The sequence below is a fragment of the Qipengyuania gelatinilytica genome, assembly GCF_019711315.1.
In the GTDB taxonomy this organism is placed as follows: Bacteria; Pseudomonadota; Alphaproteobacteria; order Sphingomonadales; family Sphingomonadaceae; genus Qipengyuania; species Qipengyuania gelatinilytica.
Map to the genome: position 1 here is coordinate 2,135,581 of NZ_CP081294.1, position 18,434 is coordinate 2,154,014.

General features: G+C 63.0%; 16 protein-coding genes and 2 tRNA genes. 8 read left to right on the forward strand and 10 right to left on the reverse strand.

Annotation, left to right across the window (positions count from 1 at the left end):
• Positions 1-76: 76 nt before the first annotated feature.
• Positions 77-934, forward strand: a complete 858-nt coding sequence (hemF, locus tag K3136_RS10730) for an oxygen-dependent coproporphyrinogen oxidase (protein WP_221430308.1) — start codon at positions 77-79, stop codon at positions 932-934.
• Positions 925-1,806, forward strand: a complete 882-nt coding sequence (locus K3136_RS10735; protein ID WP_221430309.1) for a Rieske (2Fe-2S) protein — start codon at positions 925-927, stop codon at positions 1,804-1,806. The genes hemF and K3136_RS10735 overlap by 10 nt, the downstream gene beginning before the upstream one ends.
• Here the strand turns inward: K3136_RS10735 and K3136_RS10740 are convergent.
• The 4 genes from K3136_RS10740 to K3136_RS10755 all read right to left on the reverse strand — a co-directional run bounded on the left by K3136_RS10740 (position 1,787) and on the right by K3136_RS10755 (position 5,310).
• Positions 1,787-1,903 (reverse strand): DUF2474 domain-containing protein, encoded by a 117-nt coding sequence (locus K3136_RS10740; protein WP_221430310.1) that lies wholly within the window; start codon positions 1,901-1,903, stop codon positions 1,787-1,789. The genes K3136_RS10735 and K3136_RS10740 overlap by 20 nt on opposite strands.
• Complete coding sequence (gene cydB / locus K3136_RS10745) at positions 1,903-2,898, reverse strand: cytochrome d ubiquinol oxidase subunit II (protein WP_221430311.1); 996 nt, start codon at positions 2,896-2,898, stop codon at positions 1,903-1,905. The genes K3136_RS10740 and cydB overlap by 1 nt, the downstream gene beginning before the upstream one ends.
• Positions 2,898-4,340, reverse strand: a complete 1,443-nt coding sequence (locus K3136_RS10750; protein ID WP_221430312.1) for a cytochrome ubiquinol oxidase subunit I — start codon at positions 4,338-4,340, stop codon at positions 2,898-2,900. The genes cydB and K3136_RS10750 overlap by 1 nt, the downstream gene beginning before the upstream one ends.
• 73 nt (positions 4,341-4,413) lie before the next feature.
• The gene (locus K3136_RS10755; RefSeq protein ID WP_221430313.1) at positions 4,414-5,310 is read right to left on the reverse strand and encodes a glycoside hydrolase family 16 protein; all 897 of its coding nucleotides are present in this window, start codon (positions 5,308-5,310) and stop codon (positions 4,414-4,416) included.
• Between the two features lie 176 nt (positions 5,311-5,486).
• On the opposite strand from K3136_RS10755, the gene K3136_RS10760 reads away from it, so the two are divergent.
• From K3136_RS10760 to K3136_RS10775, 4 genes are all read left to right on the forward strand, one after another.
• Positions 5,487-7,412, forward strand: a complete 1,926-nt coding sequence (locus tag K3136_RS10760) for a M1 family metallopeptidase (RefSeq protein ID WP_221430314.1) — start codon at positions 5,487-5,489, stop codon at positions 7,410-7,412.
• An 89-nt stretch (positions 7,413-7,501) separates the two neighbouring features.
• Positions 7,502-8,485, forward strand: a complete 984-nt coding sequence (locus K3136_RS10765; protein WP_221430315.1) for a hypothetical protein — start codon at positions 7,502-7,504, stop codon at positions 8,483-8,485.
• Positions 8,486-8,534: 49 nt separating this feature from the next.
• Positions 8,535-10,628: a RelA/SpoT family protein gene (locus K3136_RS10770; protein ID WP_221430316.1), complete on the forward strand. Its 2,094-nt coding sequence runs from the start codon at positions 8,535-8,537 to the stop codon at positions 10,626-10,628.
• Positions 10,625-10,990, forward strand: a complete 366-nt coding sequence (locus K3136_RS10775) for a VOC family protein (protein WP_221430317.1) — start codon at positions 10,625-10,627, stop codon at positions 10,988-10,990. The genes K3136_RS10770 and K3136_RS10775 overlap by 4 nt, the downstream gene beginning before the upstream one ends.
• Here the strand turns inward: K3136_RS10775 and K3136_RS10780 are convergent.
• From K3136_RS10780 to K3136_RS10790, 3 genes are all read right to left on the reverse strand, one after another.
• The gene (locus tag K3136_RS10780) at positions 10,987-11,340 is read right to left on the reverse strand and encodes a DUF1905 domain-containing protein (protein ID WP_221430318.1); all 354 of its coding nucleotides are present in this window, start codon (positions 11,338-11,340) and stop codon (positions 10,987-10,989) included. The two genes, K3136_RS10775 and K3136_RS10780, sit on opposite strands and share 4 nt — an antisense overlap.
• A complete protein-coding gene (locus K3136_RS10785; protein ID WP_221430319.1) occupies positions 11,337-12,425 on the reverse strand; it encodes a peptidylprolyl isomerase in 1,089 nt (362 codons plus the stop codon). The genes K3136_RS10780 and K3136_RS10785 overlap by 4 nt, the downstream gene beginning before the upstream one ends.
• Positions 12,426-12,639: 214 nt before the next feature.
• Positions 12,640-12,729: transfer RNA gene (locus K3136_RS10790), tRNA-Ser, on the reverse strand.
• A gap of 162 nt (positions 12,730-12,891) precedes the next feature.
• Between K3136_RS10790 and hspQ the strand changes: the two genes are divergently transcribed.
• Complete coding sequence (gene hspQ / locus K3136_RS10795; RefSeq protein WP_221430320.1) at positions 12,892-13,272, forward strand: heat shock protein HspQ; 381 nt, start codon at positions 12,892-12,894, stop codon at positions 13,270-13,272.
• A gap of 123 nt (positions 13,273-13,395) precedes the next feature.
• A tRNA-Ser gene (locus tag K3136_RS10800) sits at positions 13,396-13,486 on the forward strand.
• Positions 13,487-13,497: 11 nt separating this feature from the next.
• Here the strand turns inward: K3136_RS10800 and K3136_RS10805 are convergent.
• From K3136_RS10805 to K3136_RS10815, 3 genes are read right to left on the reverse strand one after another with little or no spacing between them, the layout of a single operon-like run.
• Positions 13,498-15,717 (reverse strand): NAD(P)-binding protein, encoded by a 2,220-nt coding sequence (locus K3136_RS10805; RefSeq protein WP_221430321.1) that lies wholly within the window; start codon positions 15,715-15,717, stop codon positions 13,498-13,500.
• On the reverse strand, positions 15,710-16,696 hold the full coding sequence (locus tag K3136_RS10810; protein WP_221430322.1) for an acetoacetate decarboxylase family protein: 987 nt from the start codon (positions 16,694-16,696) through the stop codon (positions 15,710-15,712). Before K3136_RS10810 ends, K3136_RS10805 begins: the two co-directional genes overlap by 8 nt.
• A gap of 40 nt (positions 16,697-16,736) precedes the next feature.
• A complete protein-coding gene (locus tag K3136_RS10815) occupies positions 16,737-18,419 on the reverse strand; it encodes a hydroxysqualene dehydroxylase (RefSeq protein WP_221430323.1) in 1,683 nt (560 codons plus the stop codon).
• Positions 18,420-18,434 lie beyond the last annotated feature (15 nt).

Below are 18,434 nucleotides of genomic sequence, written 5' to 3' on the forward strand. Positions count from 1 at the left end.
GAATTGACCTGCATCAATGCGATGCGCGCCGCGATGGGCTTTCGCCGCCGCGCAGGACAGACTGAAAAGAGATACCATGACCGACCGGACTAGCCAAACCGACACCGCCCGCACCTGGTTCGAAACCCTGCGCGACCGTATCTGCGCCGAGTTCGAGAGTATCGAGCGCGAGGCGGGCAGCGATGCCGCGTTCCAGTACGACAGCTGGAGCCGCGAGGAAGAGGGTAACGAGGATCCGGGCGGCGGCACGCGGGGCCTGATGAAGGGCAAGGTGTTCGAGAAGGTCGGCGTGAACGTGTCGACCGTGCGCGGCAATTTCGCGCCCGAGTTCGCGGCTTCCATCAACGGCGCATCGGCAGAGAACCCCGGCTTCACTGCCACCGGCATCAGCCTCGTCGCACACATGGCGAACCCGCATGTGCCCGCGGTCCACATGAACACGCGCTTCCTCACCACGCAGGCCGCTTGGTTCGGTGGCGGGGCGGACCTCAACCCGCCGCTTCCCTATGAAGAGGACACCGACGATTTCCACGCGCGCTTCCGCGCCGCCTGCGCCGCGCACAACCCGACCTATTACGAACGCTTCAAGAAGTGGGCGGACGACTATTTCTACATCCCCCACCGCGGCGTGCATCGCGGGGTGGGTGGTATTTTCTACGACCACCTCGAATGCGAGGACGATGCCGGTTTCGAGCGTAATCTCGCTTTCACGAAAGACGTGGGCGAGGCTTTCCTCGACATCTTCCCCAAGCTGGTCCGCCGCCGGATGGAGAGCGACTTCACGCCGGAAGACAAGGCGCAGCAGCTCGAATGGCGCGGGCGCTATGCCGAATTCAACCTCGTCTATGACAGGGGCACTCTGTTCGGCCTCAAGACCGGCGGCAATATCGATGCGATCCTGATGAGCCTGCCGCCCGAAGCGACGTGGAGCTGACCGCAGCAGACCGCGCGGCCTTCGACGGCCGTCCGCGCGAGATCGATTACGATCGGCGCGAGCAGCTGCACTACCTTGGCGAATACCGCCGCGAGCTGCCCAACAACCTCCAGCGGATGATGGAGAACGCATATGACTGGGAGCATCTTCCCTTCGTACATCCCACGAGCTTTGCGGATATCGAGCTCATCGAGCAGGGTAGCTGGGGCTGGCGTTGCAAGGCCGCGCTTCCCAATAATGGCGGGACGCAGGCGGTCGAACTCCTCGTCGACAAGCCCCGCCACTATTGGGCGACAACGGTCGTCGAGGGGTTCGGGCAGGGTGTCGAAATCCACACGCAGGCGAGCGAGAACGGCGCTGGCGGCATTGTCGTCTCGGTCAATTTCTACCTTCCGCAGCCGCCCGAAAGCGAAGCGCAAGGACAGATGCTGCTGGCAGCGCTGACCCATCAATATGCCACGCTCTATAACGAGGACGAGGCGTTGATGACGGGGAGGCAGGCTGCCCTCGATAGGTTTCGCAATCGCGCTGCGTCCGGCATCCCGGCAGGCACCGCTCTCGCCGAGATCGCCGAGCTCGATCGCGAGCTGCCGAACCGTCTCGAACATGAAGGTGCGCCTATCGTTATTCGCTGGCACGAGGGGGAGTGGATCGCCCATTCGGCGCTCTGTCCCCATATGCTTGGGCCGCTGGACAGCGCATCTGTCGAAGACGGCGCGGTGGTCTGTCCCTGGCACGGCTACCGTTTCGCGCTGTCCGACGGCGAGGAGGAGCGGCGGCGATGCGGCAAGTTGCCAGTTCTTGTCAGGCTGGAAGAGAAAGACGGTCGGCTGGTGGCAGCCCCTGCTGGTGTCAGGCGATCCACAACCTGAGCAGCCACGCCACCACGCCCAGCACGGCGACGCTCGCCGCCCAGATCCCGGCCATCCATGCCAGCCGTTTCCAGAGCGGGGCGGTGGGTTCTTCCATCAATGGTAGCCATCGTCGCCGACCTTGCCGCGGAACACCCAGTATGCCCAGGCGGTATAGGCGAGGATCAGCGGCATGGTGATCGCGACCCCGATGAGCATGAAGACCTGGCTGCGCTCGGGCGCAGCGGCGTCCCAGATCGTCATGTCGGGCGGGACGACATAGGGCCACATGGTCACGCCCAGGCCCGCCATGCCGAAGAAGAAGAGCGCGATCGACAACCAGAAGGGCTTGGAATTACGATCGCGCGTAATCGCGCGGACCAGCGAAGCGGCGATCAGCAGAGTGAGGATCGGCACCGGCGCGGCGAAATAGATTTCCGGCGCTGTCAGCCAGCGTGCGGCATATTCGGCGTTGAGGAAGACGTTGTAGAGGCTGACCGCCCCCATCAGCACGACGGTTGCGAGCGCAGAACGTAGCGCCAGCTTGCGCGCATGCGCCTGCCCCTCTCCGTCGAGCTTCCAGATGAGCCACGTGCTGCCTAGCAGCGCGTATCCGGCGACCACGCCGAAACCGCAGAGCAGTGTATAGGGCGTCAGCCAGTCGAACCAGCTACCCGCATAGGCGCGGTCGACCACTTCCACGCCTTGCAGCAATGCGCCCAGCGTCATGCCCTGCGCCATCGCCGCCATGAGCGAGCCGCCGGTGAAGGCGAAGTCCCAGAACCGGCGGTGGTTGGGATCGCGCCAGCGGTACTCGAAGGCAACCCCGCGGAATACGAGGCCGAGCAACATGGCGATGATCAGCGGATAGGTCGCGGGCAGCACGACCGCATAGGCCAGCGGGAAGGCAGCGAACAATCCGCCTCCGCCCAGCACCAGCCAGGTCTCGTTGCCGTCCCAGACCGGCGCGATCGAATTCATCGCGCGGTCGCGCTCACGCCCGGGATCGAAGGTCGGGAAGAGGATGCCGATGCCAAGATCGAAGCCGTCCATCACGACATAGGCGAAGACCGCAAAGGCGATGATGAAGGCCCAGATGGTGGTGAGATCCATCACGCGTCCTCCTTGCTATCGGGCAGAGGCTCTTCGTGGCCCGGATTCTGGGTCGGACCCGGAGTGATACCTGCGGTACGGATCGGTCCCGTATCGCCGCGCTTCACGCCCAGCTCGCCGACATGCGGCGTGTGGCTCATCAGGCGCAGGATGTACCAGACGCCAATCCCAAAGACGGTGAAATAGACCACGATGAAGGCGAGCAGCGAAGCCGCGACTGCCGGCGCGTCGAGCGGGCTGGCCGCATCGGCGGTGCGCAGGAGGCCGTAGATGACATAGGGCTGGCGGCCGACTTCCGTGGTGATCCATCCGGCCAGCACCGCGATGAAGCCCGACGGCGCCATGACCAGCGCCGCGCGATGGAGCCAGTTCCACTCGTAAAGCTTGCCCCGCCAGCGCGCGAACAGGCTCCACACACCCACGCCGAGCATGGCGAAACCGATGCCGACCATGATGCGGAAGGACCAGAAGACGATGCCGACCGGCGGCTCTTCGTCATCGGGAATGGTGTCGAGCCCGGCGAGCGGCGCGTCGGGGTCATGCTTGAGAATAAGCGAGGAGGCCTTGGGAATTTCGATGGCGTAACGGACTGTCTTGGCCTCGCTGTCGGGGATGCCGAACAGGATCAGCGGCGCGCCGTCCGGATGGCTCTGGAAATGGCCTTCCATCGCCATGACCTTCTGCGGCTGGTGCTCGAGCGTGTTGAGCCCGTGCAGGTCGCCCGCGAAGATTTGCAGCGGCGTGACGATCGCTGCCATCCACATCGCCATCGAGAACATCTTGCGCGCATGCAGGTTTGCGCGGTCCTTGAGCAGGTGCCAGGCGCCGACCCCGCCGACCACGAAGGCCGTAGTGAGATAGGCTGCCATCACCGTGTGGACGAGGCGGTAGGGGAAGCTCGGGTTGAAGACGATGTCCCACCAGCTTTCGCCGGGCAGGTACTGGCCGTTGGCGCCCATCTCGAAGCCGGTCGGCGTCTGCATCCAGCTGTTTACCGACAGGATCCAGAAGGCCGATACGAATGTGCCCAGCGCGACCATGCAGGTGGCCGCGAAGTGCAGCTTCTTGCCGACGCGGTTCATGCCGAACAGCATCACGCCGAGGAACCCTGCTTCGAGGAAGAAGGCGGTCAGCACCTCGTAGGCCATCAGCGGCCCGATCACCGGCCCCGCCACGTCGGAGAAGACCGACCAGTTGGTGCCGAACTGGTAACTCATCACGATCCCCGAGACGACGCCCATGGCAAAGGCGATCGCGAAGATCTTCAGCCAGTATTTGAACAGGTCGAGATAAAGCTGCCTGCCGGTCTTCAGCCATAGCCCTTCGAGCACCATGAGGTAGCTCGCGAGCCCGATCGAAAAGGCCGGAAAAAAGAAGTGGAAGCTCACCGTGAAGGCGAACTGGATGCGAGCGAGCGTCAGTGCGTCGAAAGCCTCGAACATGAGAGCTTTCTAATCAAGGAATGCGGGCTTTGCCAATCGACAGCGCGCACCAACTGTTGCGCGCGGTGCAAGATTACTCCGGCGCGTAGACCCTGACCCAGTCGACCAGCATCTCGACCTCGCCCGCCTTTACGGCGTCCACGGTCTCTTGCGGGATGCCGTTGTAGGGCTCTTCGATGCCATTGGTCTTGAACGGATAGGCGCCCCCCATCGCAAAGTTGAGGATGAGGTACTTGTCATTGTCGAAACGCCATTCGCCGTAGTTATCGACCATCGGCTTGGTCACGCGGTAGAGCACGTGGTCGTCGACCATGAAATCGATCTGCTTGTTGGTCCATTCCACGGCATAGACGTGCCAGTCGGTCACGTCCTCGCCCTCGGGGAAGAAGTACTTGTTCACGAGCGGGGTTTCGCCCGAATAGCCCGGGCCATGGAGCGCTACGCCGATCCAGTCCTTCTCGCCGACATATTCCATGATGTCGATTTCGCCCGTGCCCGGCCACTGGTCGTTGCCGAGCAGCCAGAAGGCGGGCCAGACTCCGACATTGTCGGGCAGCTTGATGCGCGCTTCGGCGCGGCCATGGGTAAAGTCGAACTTGCCCTGGCTCTCGATGCGGCCCGATACGAAGGGGGCATTGCGCTCTGCCTTCGGGTCTTCGCCCGGCTTGAATACCGGGCGCAGGATCAAGGCGCCGCCGTCCGCACCCTCTGCCTCGTCGGTGAAGGCGATGACGGAAGGATCGTCGATATAGGCCTGTTGCTCGTTATTGACCCAGAAGTCGGTCCCGATGACGTTCCACTTGTCGCGGTCCAGCGTGTCCGCGTCGAATTCGTCGGCGAACAGCAATTCGCGGTCGATCGCGGTGTCGCCAGCCTGGCTCGGGCCGGCGTCGCCATTCGCCGAGCAGCCTGCAGTCATGCCTGCGGCGCCCAGCGCGCAGGTCAGTGCGAAAGTCGAAAAGCGGTTCATCGGGGCCTCCCAGTGTTCTTGTGAACGTTATCAATACGCATTCTAGCGCGTTTGGCGAGTCCGTGGGTACGTTTTCAGTGCCCGGGGTGGAAAGCCGCGGCGAGATCGTCGATAGGACGCGGCACACCCGCTCATGCCGACCATGCGTCGGTCATGGCCTACCCGGAGAGAAAAACATGCGTCGCAACGCGTTCAACCTTGTTTCGAGCCTTGCCATCGTCCTCGCCACCGCCGCCTGTTCCGGCACGGCCGTCCAACCCGAACTGTCTACTGCCATTCCGGAGCCGATGGTCTCACCGATCCTGACCGGTCCCGAGGCTCTCGACACGCTGACCTACGCGCAGCCGCAGGTCGCGCGAGTGACGCATGTCGCGCTGGACCTCGACCTCGATTTCGATGCCAAGCGTGTCGCAGGCACGGCAACGCTCGACATCGCTGCCCGCGACGGTGCCGACGAACTGGTCCTCGACAGCAACGGTTTGCAGATCACCTCGGTAACCGATGCCGAAGGACAGCCGCTCTACTTCCACACCGGCGACGGCACGGGTGAAGACGGCAATGGCCTGCCCGTGTCGATCGCCATCAGCGAAGAGGCCGGTAACCCGCGCCGGATCACGCTGACCTATGAAGCTGCCCCGGACGCAGCCGCGCTCCAGTGGCTCACGCCCCAGCAGACGGCTGGCGGCGAGCATCCCTTCCTCTTCAGCCAGGGGCAGGCGATCCTCAACCGGACCTGGATCCCGACGCAGGACAGCCCGGGCATCCGCCAGACGTGGGAGGCGCGCATCACTGCGCCCAAGCCCCTCGACGTGGTCATGAGCGGTGTCGCACAGGGCGAGCCTGAAGACCTCGGCGACGGTCGCCGCGCCTTCACCTTCGTCATGGACAAGCCGGTCCCGCCCTACCTGATCGCGCTCGCTGCGGGCGACATCGACTTCAAGGCAATCGGCCCGCGCACCGGCGTCTGGGCAGAGCCCTCCGTCCTCGAACGCGCCTATCGCGAAGTCGCCGACACCGAGGAAATGGTCGTCGCGGCAGAAGGCCTCTACGGCGATTATCGCTGGGGCCGCTACGACATGATCGTCCTGCCGCCGGCATTCCCTTATGGCGGGATGGAAAACCCGGTGATGACCTTCCTTACGCCGACCTTCATCGCCGGAGACCGGTCGAACAACGGCCTCGTCGCGCACGAACTGGCGCATAGCTGGTCGGGCAATCTCGTCACCAATGCGGTATGGGGCGATAGCTGGCTCAACGAGGGGGTGACGACCTATTTCGAAAACCGCATCGTCGAAGAAGTCTACGGCGAGAAGCGCGCCGAGCAGGAAGCCGCGCTGATGTTCGCCAATATACAGGAAACTCTGGCCGAAGTGGGCGAGGATGCGCCGGGCACAGCGCTGAGCACCGAAGGCGAATACGAGCTCGGCAGCGCGATCGCCTATGATAAGGGCGCATTCTTCCTGCGTACGGTCGAGCGCATTGTCGGCCGCGAGCGCTTCGATGCCTGGCTGCGCCAGTGGTTCGACAATCACGCCTTCCAGCCCGCGACCAGCGAGATGTTCTACGAGGACATGCTCGCAAACCTCGTGAGCGGAGACGCCGAGGAAGAGGCGCTCATGCTGCGCGCTTGGATTTTCGAGCCGGGCCTGCCGTCCAACGTGGCAAAGCCCGATCCGGCAGCTTTTGCCGAGGTGGACGGTGCGGTTGCGGCCTACGCAGCCGATGGCACCATCCCTGCCGCTTATGCAGGCTGGACCGCCGCCGAGCAGATGCGCTTCCTCGACAACCTGCCTGCCGATCTATCGCACGCCCAGCTGGCCGCGCTCGACACCGCACTCGGCCTTTCGGCGACGGGCAATAACGAAATCCTGTTCTTGTGGCTCGAGATGGCGCTGGAAAACCGGTACGAACCTGCGGTTGCACAGGCAGAGGAGTTCCTGTCGGAAGTCGGGCGCGCCAAGTTCGTGCGCCCGTTGTTCGCCGTGCTGTGGAACGAAGGCGAATGGGGCAGGCCGATTGCAACGCGCATCTATGCCAAGACCCGTGACAGCTACCATGCGGTAACCCGCGCCGGTGTCGACAGGGTGATGGCGGAAGATTGATTGCGCGGCCTGCACTTGCCGGTGCAGACCTTGCGATTGATCGGTAAAGGCAGGCGCGATAATCGTCCCTGAAGACAGGGAGATGTCGAATGCAGCTTCGCTTAATTTCGCGTGCAGGTCCGGTCCTGCTCCTGCTCGCTCCACTGCTCGCCATAACCGCGGGGCGTTTCGCGACCCATAGCGAGCTTGCGGCAGGCAATCCGCGGACTGCGGCGCTGCTTTTCCTGTGGCTATGCGCCGATGCGCTGGCGCTCGCCCTGATCGCGAAGGCTCCGGCGAACAAGCCGGGCCTGCGCGCATTGCTGGGGGCGATTGCGGCCGGGTGCATCGTCGCCACGCTGGCCGCGGCCGGCCCGGTTCGAAACGCCTTGCTCGATATGCATGCGGTGATAGCGGCAATGGGGCTGACGCTTGCTGCCTATCTGGGCTGGAGCATGGTGCTTGCGTTGCGCCGCTGGCGCGCCACGCGCTCGCTGGAGCAGACGCTCGGCGAAATCCTGCCTGCTCGCCTGGTCACCTTTGCCATGCATGAAAGCGCCATGATGCGGCTCGCGCTCTTCAGTTGGGGAGCGGCGCCCGATGTGCCGCCCGGAGCGAAGGCCTTCGCATATCACCGCGTCGTCAACCCGATGATCGCGGCCTTCCTCGTGCTTCAGCTTATCGAGATCCTCGTGGTCCACCTGCTCGTCAGCCACTGGAGCGAGCGCGCTGCGCTGGTCCTGCTGGCGCTCGGCATATGGGGCGCGCTGTTCCTGGTCGCTCTGATGAGAGCCTTTCGCCTGAAGCCCATTCTGATCGATGGGGCGGGCGTCAGGGTCCGTTCGGGGACGATCATCGACCTCTACGTCCCTTTCGACGCGATCGAAGGGATAGGGGGAGCAATCAGTGATGCGGAAACGAAACGGGGCGACGTGTTGAACGCTGCAATCCTGTCTCATCCCAACATTGTCCTGACGCTTGCCCGTCCGCTCGAACACACCGGATTTCTCGGCCGGAAGCGGATGATCAAGCGTGTTGCGTTCCGTCTCGACCAGCCAGCGCCGTTTTTCGAGGCACTCGAACACAGAATCTGAGATTTTCCCGTTGCAATGCAGCAAGGTTTGCTCACATCGTGACCGAACCATGCTGCGCCAGTACGAACTCGTAGAGCGGGTCCTCGAATATGACCCCGACGCCGACGAGGCGATGCTGAACCGTGCCTATGTCTATACGGTGCAAAAGCACGGCACGCAGACCCGCGCGAGCGGCGATCCCTATTTCAGCCATCCGGTCGAAGTCGCCGGTCTGATGACCGATTTGAAACTCGACCAGGAGACCATCGCCACCGCGCTGCTCCACGACACCGTCGAGGATACGCTGGCAACGATCGAGGATATCGAGAACAACTTCGGGCCCGACGTCGCGCGGCTGGTCGACGGGGTGACCAAGCTCTCCAAGATCGAGCAGATGCCCGAGAACGAGCGCGCGGCGGAAAACCTGCGCAAATTCCTGCTCGCCATGAGCGAGGACATCCGCGTCCTGCTGGTGAAGCTGGGCGACCGGCTGCACAACATGCGCACGCTCCACTTCATCACGAAGCCGGAAAAGCGCCAGCGCATCGCGCGCGAGACGATGGATATCTATGCCCCGCTGGCAGAGCGTGTGGGCATGTATGAATATATGCGCGAGATGCAGTTTCTCGCCTTCGAGCAGCTCGAGCCCGAAGCCTTCGCCACCATTACCAACCGCCTGCAACAGATCCGCGATCAGGACGGCGGGCAGGTCGATGCCATCGCGCTCGACATGAAGCATGCGCTCGCCGAAGCCGGCCTTCACGTGGAAGTGTCGGGCCGCGAGAAGCATCCCTATTCGATCTGGCGCAAGATGGCCGAGCGCCACGTGTCCTTCGAACAGGTGACCGACATCATGGCCTTCCGCGTCATCTGCGACGATGTGTCCGACTGCTATCGCGCGATGGGCGTGCTGCACACCACGTGGCAGTTCCTGCCGGGCAAGTTCAAAGACTATATCTCGACGCCCAAGAACAACGGGTATCGCAGCCTCCACACCTCGCTGATCTACGGCAAGTCGATGCGTGTCGAGGTGCAGATCCGCACGCGCGAAATGCACCGCACCAACGAATTCGGCCTCGCCGCGCACTGGGCCTACAAGCAGGGCAACCGTCCCGATGGTGCGGTCGGCTGGCTGCGCGACCTGATCGAGATCGTCGATGCCAGCCACGATGCCGAGGAACTGCTCGAGCATACGCGCATGGCGATCTACCAGGACCGCATCTTCGCCTTCACGCCCAAGGGTGCGCTGCACCAGCTGCCCAAGGGTTCGACCGCGGTCGACTTCGCCTTTGCCGTGCACACCGATCTCGGCGCGCAGACGGTCGGCGCGAAGATCAACGGACGCCACATGCCGCTTCGCACGCAGCTCAACAACGGCGACGTGGTGGAGATCATCAAGGGCAAGAATGCCGAGCCGCAGATGAGCTGGCTGGGCTTTGTCGTCACCGGCAAGGCGCGCGCCGCAATCCGCCGCGCAGTGCGCCTAAAGGAGCGCGGCGAGATCGCCGATCTCGGCCAGAAGCTTTATGACGAGATAGTCACCCGCGTGCCTGCCAAGATCGGCAAGAAGGCATTGCGAGAGGCCTTGAAGCGGCTCGACATGGAAGAGCCGGAAGACCTCTTCTACGCGATCGGCGCAGCCAAGATCACCGACCGTGCCGTGATGGAGGCGCTGGTTCCGGGCTGCACCGAGGGCATGGCCGACGAGGATGACGAATGGCTACGCAGCGGCAAGTCGCTCTCGATCCGCGGCCTCACCCCGGGCGTGGGCTATACGCTCGCCGAATGCTGCCACCCGGTGCCCGGCGACCGCATCGTCGGCCTGCGCCAGCAGGACAAGGCGGTAGAGGTTCACGCCATCGACTGTCACCAGCTGGCGACCGGCATCGACAACGACTGGCTGGACCTTTCATGGGGTCGCCGCTCGCGCGGTGCCGTCGGCCGTTTGCGCGTCACGCTTTACGACCGCCCCGGTACCTTGGCCGAGATGGCGGGCATCTTCGCGCAGAACGCGGTCAATGTGAAAAGCCTCGAGCAGACACAGCTCGACCATCCCTTCACGACCTACGAGGTCGATCTCGAAGTGGCCGACCTCGCCCACCTCACCCGCATCCTCAGCGCCCTTCGCGCCAGCGATGCCGTTGCACAGGCGGAGCGCGCATGAGCCTCATCACCGGCATCGACCATGTGCAACTCGCCATGCCCCATGGCGGCGAACCGCATGCGCGCGAATTCTGGACCGGGGTCATGGGGCTGGAAGAGGTTCCCAAGCCCGCGCACCTCGCGCTGAACGGCGGCTGCTGGTTCGAAGGCGAAGGCATCTCGATCCATTGCGGCGTGGAGGACGGGTTCCTGCCCGCGCGCCGCGCGCATCCGGCCCTGCTGGTCGAAAACCTCGGCGCGCTGGTGGCGAAGCTCGAAGCATCCGGCGTCGATTTCAAGCCGGGAAAGAAGCTGGAAGGCTATCGCCGCGGCGACATCAAGGACCCCTTCGGTAACCGCATCGAACTGATGGAAAAGCTCTAGAGCAATTCGAGTTCGAGTGCGACCGGATCGCCTTCGGCAAGATCTTCCGCGCGCATCACCTTTTTCGACACGAGCAGCACCCATTCGGTCTTTTTCTGTCCTACCGCTTCGCTGCTTGAGGACGTTTTCTCCCTCTGCGGGAACACCGAGGTCTTCCAGCGAGAGCAGCCGATTTCGGCCATCACCTTGACCGATCCGAAGCCGCGCTGAATCCCGAATTCGAGCCGGTGCATCAACGCGTGCGCGGCAATAGCCTCCGCGGTCTCGCCGCCGATGGTGACGAGGTGATAGGTCCTGCGATCCCCCTGCCAGCGGCGCAGGGGAAGGGTGCAGGACAGGCTTTCAGTCACTCCGCCACACGGCGAACTGGTACGGGAATGTTGCAGATGTCCGCGCCGCCGGCGGGCACGTTGAAGAACGGATCACGGCGGTTGGCGCGTGCATCGGCATAGGCCGCGAAGGTATCACCCTCTGTATCGAGATATTCGAACGCCGGACGCTCGCCTTCGGGCAGGTCGCTCGCGACGCGGACGGTCAGGATCGGCGTACGCCGGCTCTCGTCCTCGTAGAAGCCGAGTACGCCCTTGCCGCGCGGCAGCGACGACAGGTGCTCAATGCCTTCCACGATCCGCCCGACCAATGCGATGTTGCGATCGAGATGACGCGGTGCGTGGCCGATGACCGTGTAGAGTTCGGCGCCGGTCCCCGCATCGGGAGTTAGGTTCCGACCGACACCGACCATGCCGTAGCAGTGGACGGGCCAGACGGTCTGCTTGGCCTCGTCAAACCCCAGCGGCCATCCGGCGCTGAAGCGCGCCGAGCTGGCGTAAACATCTTGATACAGTTGCTTGCGCGTGACCGCGCTAAACATCCCGAGCAAGTCGGTCGGCAATTCGTCCGTCTTGCACATTTTTCCTTCCGGACATGCCTCCATGAGGCGTTTCATGTCGATGCCCTTGCGGCGGGGAAGTGCCGAAAGCGGCTCTTCGTAATCGGCTTCGTTCGTGGCGAGGAGACCATCCGGCAAAGTCTTCGGCTCGCCGCTTGCTTCCGGATTGTCGTAATTCGCATCGCCCCATTGGACGACATAGTTGTCCTGAACGCGGTTGACGGTGATATCGTCAAACCAGCCACTAAGAGCAAAGGTGCGGATGTTCGCGGTCCACGCTTCACTGAAGGGCGCGGGCATCAGCTGGATCACGACCTTGCGCTCGTTGCCCTCGGCATCGGGGGCGAGCGTCATCACCAGCAGGTCTTCCGGCGCGATTGCCACCCATTCGTCTGCCTCGGCCTGGGCGACGATCTCGTTAGGGCTGGGCGAGGGTTCACTGGTCTGCGCCACCGCTTCGCTACTTGAGCGCGAGGACTCCTCCTGCGCAATCGAGGGAGTGGCGAGCGCGAGCGCTGCGGCGAGCGAAATCAGGTGCTTGGTCATGGGCGGGCAACTTGCCAGCATGCTCGCAAAAGAAAAGCCCCTTCACGCGCGTTTTGATGGGCGGGAAGGGGCTCTGATGCAGTGTTCGCAGGGAATGCCATTCCGCGCAGCACCGCAACTTGGGGGGTGTAGCACAGATACGCCGGATACCGCGAACGGGTTCCCACGGTTCATCGCAAACCGGGAGACGGATGATTGCAGCGAAGGAGGTGACTGGCGGAGAGGGAGGGATTCGAACCCTCGATACGGTTGCCCGTATACTGCATTTCGAGTGCAGCGCATTCGACCACTCTGCCACCTCTCCGCATGTCGGGTGCGCTTGAGCGGGCAGGGCCCGCAGGTCGAAGCGAGCGCGCCCATTAGCCGCCACCGACTGGCTTGCCAACCCCTTTTGATGCCGAAATCGGGGGACGGCGACCCGCCACCCCTTGTCTATTCGCCGCAGCGCACCATATCCTGCCCACTCATGGACAGGGCTACGTTTTTCTCCGCAACGGCAGGTCGCACGATCGAGGCGCCCAGCCGCATCCGCACGCGCTTCGCCATCGGCGACGTGGTGCGCCATCGCGCCTTCGATTTTCGCGGCGTGATCTTCGATATCGATCCGGTCTTCGCCAATAGCGACGAATGGTACCAGTCGATCCCCGAAGAGATCCGGCCCGACCGCAACCAGCCGTTCTACCACCTGCTCGCCGAAAGCGATGAGAGCGATTACGTCGCCTACGTCAGCCAGCAAAACCTGATCCGCGATTCGCTGGCAGGGCCGGTGTCGCATCCCGACGTGCACCAGTACTTCGGCGATTTCGAAAACGGCCGCTATCGCATGCGGACCTGTCTCACGCACTAAATCGGCGCCACCGCGCTTCGCGCTGCTTGAGCGCGGGAATAGTTTGCGACGCCTGCGCGCTGGAGTCTGCTTGCACCCCCTACCGAACCTCGCTAGAGGCCCGCGTTCCCTGACAGGGCGCGCGGAGCAGTGGCCGAGTGGTCGAAGGCGCACGCCTGGAAAGTGTGTATACGGTAACCCCGTATCGAGGGTTCGAATCCCTCCTGCTCCGCCATTCCCTTGCGCTCAGGTCTTCGGGTAGTTTTCGCCGAAGATGATCTTCGGATAGCCGCAAATCGCTCGCGAAGCTTCCATGCCCGACATCGTCGCCGCTTCCACGCAGCCGTAGTTGAGGCCGGTGTAGGTCCAGTCGCCTGCGCAGACCATGTTGCTGTAGCCTGTGTCGCTCGCCTTGATCCTGTATTGCGTGCTGTTCTTCACCGACAGGACATAGCGTTCGGACGGATCGATATTGGCCCGCCAGAACTGGCCGTCGAACACTTCGGATTCCAGCGGCCCGGTGAGGCCATCCTCGTAGAGGGTGCGGAAATCCCAAGTGTCCGGAAAGCCGCCGTGATAGTCGCCCGATGCCACTGCGCTCGGGAACAGGAACTGGCCATTGGTGCGCAGCCATTGCGCAGCCCTGACCTTGACCGCCGCGTTCGCTTGAGCCGGAAAATTGGTGTCTGTGAAGAGCGGCTGCAGGGCGCCATCGACCATCGGGCCGCAGAAATAGAAAATTCCCTTGGGCTCGCAATCTTCCGGCCAGCTCTCGCGCGGGATCAGGTGCGACATGTCGGCGCAGGTGTTGTGCGGCTGCGCAAACCCGCCGAACACCGGATGCTCGACATCATCGCTGGCGCTCGGTTCCTGGCCTGGCAGCGCGCGCATCTCGGGCGTCGAGTGCCGCGTCCACATCTGGAAAGCCTGAGTCTGCACCGTCAGGACGTTGTGCTGCATCGCCAGCCATTGCGGTTTCTGGTCCATCAGCTTTGCCGCGACATAGGGCACTGCGCCGAGCGAGATACCCATGATGACGTGATCGAAATGTGCGCCCTTCTCGAGCGTGAATTCGTCCACGTCCTTCCACGCGGTCCAGAAGCTCTCGAGGTTGTAGCCTTCCTTCCCGAGCTCCTTGCCCTCTTCGAGCTGCTCGTAGAGCGGCGTGCTCGGCCAGCAGGGCAGGCCCTTCACGTCGAACAGCGGATCGTAATTGTCCGGCCCGCCTTTGACGGTCGCCTGCCGGCCGATCTCGATGCGATCGATCTCGGTGCCGTCGGGCGAGGGGACAATGTCCTTCACCCGGCAGAAGTATTCGAACTTCACGCCGCGCTTCTTGAGCACCTCGTAATAGGGGGCGAAGATCGTGTCGCCCATGCCCGCCTGCATCTTGTAGGAAAAGCCGCCCTTGAAGCTGAAGCACAGGCGCAGCAGGCCGCGAAGGCCAGTGCCGGCTGCAAGATTGGGCAGCTCGTAGGAACCCTGTTCGTACGCGAAGATGCTTTCATAGGCGACGCGCAGCGCATCGGCATTGATCGCGAACTTGCGCGCTCCGTGGCCGTGCAGCCACTCGCGCAGGTCCTGGTCGTCGAGGTGGTCGAAACCCTTTTCGAAGACGTCGTCGATCACGATGCCCTTGAACATGTAGAAACCCAGATCGAGCAGCGAGAGGAGCCGGTGCACGACCGGCTCGATGCCGAACAGGTCCTCGATCTTGGTGGCGAAGTGGGAGGTGAGCGCTTCATTGAGCCGGTTGAGGAAGCTCTCGATCCCGGCGACGGCTTCCATCAGCTCGTGGCGCAGCACGTCGTCGATGCTCGACTGGGTGCCGATCTTCTGGAGCGTCGCGCGTGCCGCAAGGAATTCACCCGCACCGTCCTTGTCGTGGTGGTGCAGCAGACCGAAACGTTCGAGCCAGCCGCGGATATCGTGCGGCGGCGGCCCCTTGATCATCAGCTCCATCACCTTCGGGGGCACATGGTCGAGATAGTGCCGGTGAAGAAAGTCGAGCAGCCGGTCGAGTGCCTCCCATAGCGGCGGGATCTGGCCGTCACCGGGGACTTCGTGCCCGATTGCCGGGGGCTTGAGGTCCCACTGGCTCCACTTGGCATTCCAGAACTGGCAGATGATGAACAGCTCGTGCGGTTTGAAGGCCGGGTTATCGCCTCCAAGGCAGGTCGATAGCGGTGCAGACGGATCGCGGTTCAGTGCCTCGTAGCAGCGGCGCATGGCGTTGAACGAATTCTCGTAATAGCCGAACCACATGTGGAGCCCGTGCTCCTCGATCCGGTCGCCCGCCTTGCGGTTGCGCCCGCTCGCGCCCTTGCCGCCCAGCCGCCAGCCGAGCTGGTAGAAGGTGATTTCGTACTTGTCCTGCCAGCCGGGACTTTCGGTAATCTCGAATGCGGCCGTGACTGCACCGACGCCGCCTCCGAGGACGGCGATCCTGGTCTTACCCTCAGCCATTGCCGCCCGCCTTCCAGACTTCCTTCACGTCCTCGACGATGAAATCGATATTCGCCCAGAAGGGGAATTCGCACTTCATGCCGGCCGGATCGATCCCGAGCGAGCTGGCGATCGGGATGCTTTGGAAGTCGGCGGTGGTCATGGTGTATTCGCCGTCGAGCAGGCCGCCGCCGTGGAAGCCGGTAATCTCGCAGCCGGCCTCGATGACGGCCTGGTAACAGGCGCGGTCACCGAACAGCGCATCGCGGAACTGCTTGAGGAATACGGCAGGTACTTCCTTGTGCCTGGCGAGGTGCAGCAGGTCGACCAGCAGGTTGAAGCCGGGCACCGGGAGGCCGCCTGACTTGTGCAGGAATCCCGCGATCGCCTTGATCGCGTCATCGATATCTTCCCACGCCTCGCCTGCCTGGCTGAGCTTCCTGGTACGTTCGATGCGCATCAGTTCCTGCACGCTTGCCTTCTTGTCGGCGCCGAGCGTGTCGATGGCGAGCGTCGAGTTGGAGAACAGCGCCGGGTCCTCGCCCTTGAGCGGGATGGTCAAGGGGCCGAGGTTCTTGGGAAAACCGTAGACTTCGCGTCCGGCAACCAGCGACCATTCGTTGTCGACCTCGATGAAGGCAGGCGACATGACGAGGCGCTGGGCGACATGCATGTCGAGTTCTTTCTTCACGAGCAACAACGGCACCCAAACCGTCCAGCAATATTCGGGGACGTAGCCGAAGTCCTTGTCCGGCATCGTCGTCGACACGCATTTCTCGGTCCACGAATAGGTGACCAGCACGTAGTCGGTGAAGGTGCGGTATTGCTCGTGGCTGTCACCGCGCGGTGCATTGAGCACGGGGTCGATCAGCTTCTCCTGAATCGTCGCGCGGTCTGCCTCGATGTAGAAACCGTAGAGCTGCATGCCGATGCAGGCGAACGGAGGCTTGCGGGAAGGTTCTCCCGGACGCACGACATATTCGGGCAAATTGCTTCCCATTCTGGTTCTCCTCCCAAATTTCCCGCGACCGCTCGTTCTCCTAGATCTTGCCGTCCCATTTCTTGCCGTGCTCGAACCGGTGCTTGTCGTGCCAGCGGAACGGGGCAAAAATTATCGGTTCGTGGAGCGGCCACAGCGTGCACTGCGTCGCGCGCGATCCGGTCATCTGCAGCAGGGCATTGACGGCGCGCCGGGCGGCTTCGTTCGCCGCCTCCATGCAGGCCACATCGGTGTAGGTCCGGATATAGTCCGAGGCGAGCAGCATGTTGGGCACGCCGATCGTGACGTCGGGCCGCTTCTGCCAGCTGTTCTTCGTATTGATGAACAGCGGTTCTGAATCGGCCAGCTTCAGCTTCCCGCCGTTCTCGCTGTCGATCATGTCCGGATCGAAGAACCAGCTGTGAAGGTTGCTGTCCTCGAGCAGTTCCTTGCCGCCGGCGTTGACAGATTGCTTGACCTCTTCCCAGACTTCCTTTGCCAGTTCCTGGTCGGTGCAGTCGCGTGCGATCTTGCCGTTGAAACGGCCTTTCTCGTCCCATTCGGAGATGCAGAAGGACAGCACGCCATTCACCGTGCCGTCGCCTGCGTTCCGGAGATGCTCATCGCTCCAGAACTGGGCTTCGGAAATACCGGTGATCGCCCAGGGACTGTCGGCGAACAGCATGTGACCATGCGTGATCGGCACATCTTCGTAGAGGAAGAACTGTACGCCGTTCATCCAGCGCACCTGGCTCTTCAGGTCCCTGATGTCGTCGAAGGCCCTCACGAGGCCGTCGCCGGTGGGGCTCGCGTCGAGCAGGTCTGCCATGCGCTCCACCGGCAGGGCGAAGATGAAATAGTCGGCCCTGACCTCCTGCGATCCATTGTCGCTTTCGATCGTCACGCTTTCGACCTGGCCGCCGGCAAAGGTGATCTCGGTCGCCTTGTGACCGAGGTGATAGGTGATGCCGTGGCTCGTCAGGTAATCGAACCAAGGGTCGAGCCAGACCTTGCTGGTCGGGCCGTTGAGCAGGCGGTCGGTCGGGTGACCGGGATCGACCATGCCGAGGATCAGCTGGATATTGGTATCGCCGGTCGTACGCAGGCTGGCGATCGAGGGATCGTTCGCAAGCAGTGAGCGCGACAGCCCGTCGATCAGGAGGTCGACATAGGCTTTGTCGTTATCGAATTTTTCCGGCTGCAGGAATTCGCGCCAGGTCATCCCCTCATACTGCTTGAGCCTGCGCTCGTGGCAGCTGGTCAGGATTTGCCAGATGCGTTCGGCGAAGAACTCGATCATTTCCACCGTAAGGTCGGTATGCTCGAGGAAGATCGCCTTGAAGTCGGTCACCAGGTCTCCCAGCGTCCTGGGAAACCGCGCCGAGATCACGAGTGGCGGCTGGTTGTGCCGCGGGATCTCGAGCCGGTCGGCCACTGCCAGGTTCTTGAAGACGTTCCAGTCATCTTTCGGATCGCCGTACGGAATATGCGCCATCGTGTCGGGCAGGTGGCGATAGAAGCCGGGGAAGAAACGGAACCCGTGCTCTCCCGGCAGGTCGTCGCGCCCGTCGGTCCCTGAATTGGGAACGGGGATCGAACGCGCCTTGCCGCCGCAGCGGACCGGATTCGCGTCGTAAACCGTGATCTCGTAGTCAGCGCCGTGGCCGCTGCGCCGCATGAGTTCATGCGCCGCGCTCATGCCGGCAACTCCGCCACCGATAATTGCTACCGAAAGTCGAGCCATGCCCCCTCCTTTCGA

Bases quoted from the DNA above. Each gene is read 5' to 3' on its own strand.
- hemF (WP_221430308.1), top strand. From the start codon at position 77: ATGACCGACCGGACTAGCCAAACCGACACCGCCCGCACCTGGTTCGAA.
- K3136_RS10740 (WP_221430310.1), bottom strand. From the start codon at position 1,903: ATGGAAGAACCCACCGCCCCGCTCTGGAAACGGCTGGCATGGATGGCC.
- cydB (WP_221430311.1), bottom strand. From the start codon at position 2,898: ATGGATCTCACCACCATCTGGGCCTTCATCATCGCCTTTGCGGTCTTC.
- K3136_RS10750 (WP_221430312.1), bottom strand. From the start codon at position 4,340: ATGTTCGAGGCTTTCGACGCACTGACGCTCGCTCGCATCCAGTTCGCC.
- K3136_RS10755 (WP_221430313.1), bottom strand. From the start codon at position 5,310: ATGAACCGCTTTTCGACTTTCGCACTGACCTGCGCGCTGGGCGCCGCA.
- K3136_RS10760 (WP_221430314.1), top strand. From the start codon at position 5,487: ATGCGTCGCAACGCGTTCAACCTTGTTTCGAGCCTTGCCATCGTCCTC.
- K3136_RS10765 (WP_221430315.1), top strand. From the start codon at position 7,502: ATGCAGCTTCGCTTAATTTCGCGTGCAGGTCCGGTCCTGCTCCTGCTC.
- K3136_RS10770 (WP_221430316.1), top strand. From the start codon at position 8,535: ATGCTGCGCCAGTACGAACTCGTAGAGCGGGTCCTCGAATATGACCCC.
- K3136_RS10775 (WP_221430317.1), top strand. From the start codon at position 10,625: ATGAGCCTCATCACCGGCATCGACCATGTGCAACTCGCCATGCCCCAT.
- K3136_RS10785 (WP_221430319.1), bottom strand. From the start codon at position 12,425: ATGACCAAGCACCTGATTTCGCTCGCCGCAGCGCTCGCGCTCGCCACT.
- hspQ (WP_221430320.1), top strand. From the start codon at position 12,892: ATGGACAGGGCTACGTTTTTCTCCGCAACGGCAGGTCGCACGATCGAG.
- K3136_RS10805 (WP_221430321.1), bottom strand. From the start codon at position 15,717: ATGGCTGAGGGTAAGACCAGGATCGCCGTCCTCGGAGGCGGCGTCGGT.
- K3136_RS10810 (WP_221430322.1), bottom strand. From the start codon at position 16,696: ATGGGAAGCAATTTGCCCGAATATGTCGTGCGTCCGGGAGAACCTTCC.
- K3136_RS10815 (WP_221430323.1), bottom strand. From the start codon at position 18,419: ATGGCTCGACTTTCGGTAGCAATTATCGGTGGCGGAGTTGCCGGCATG.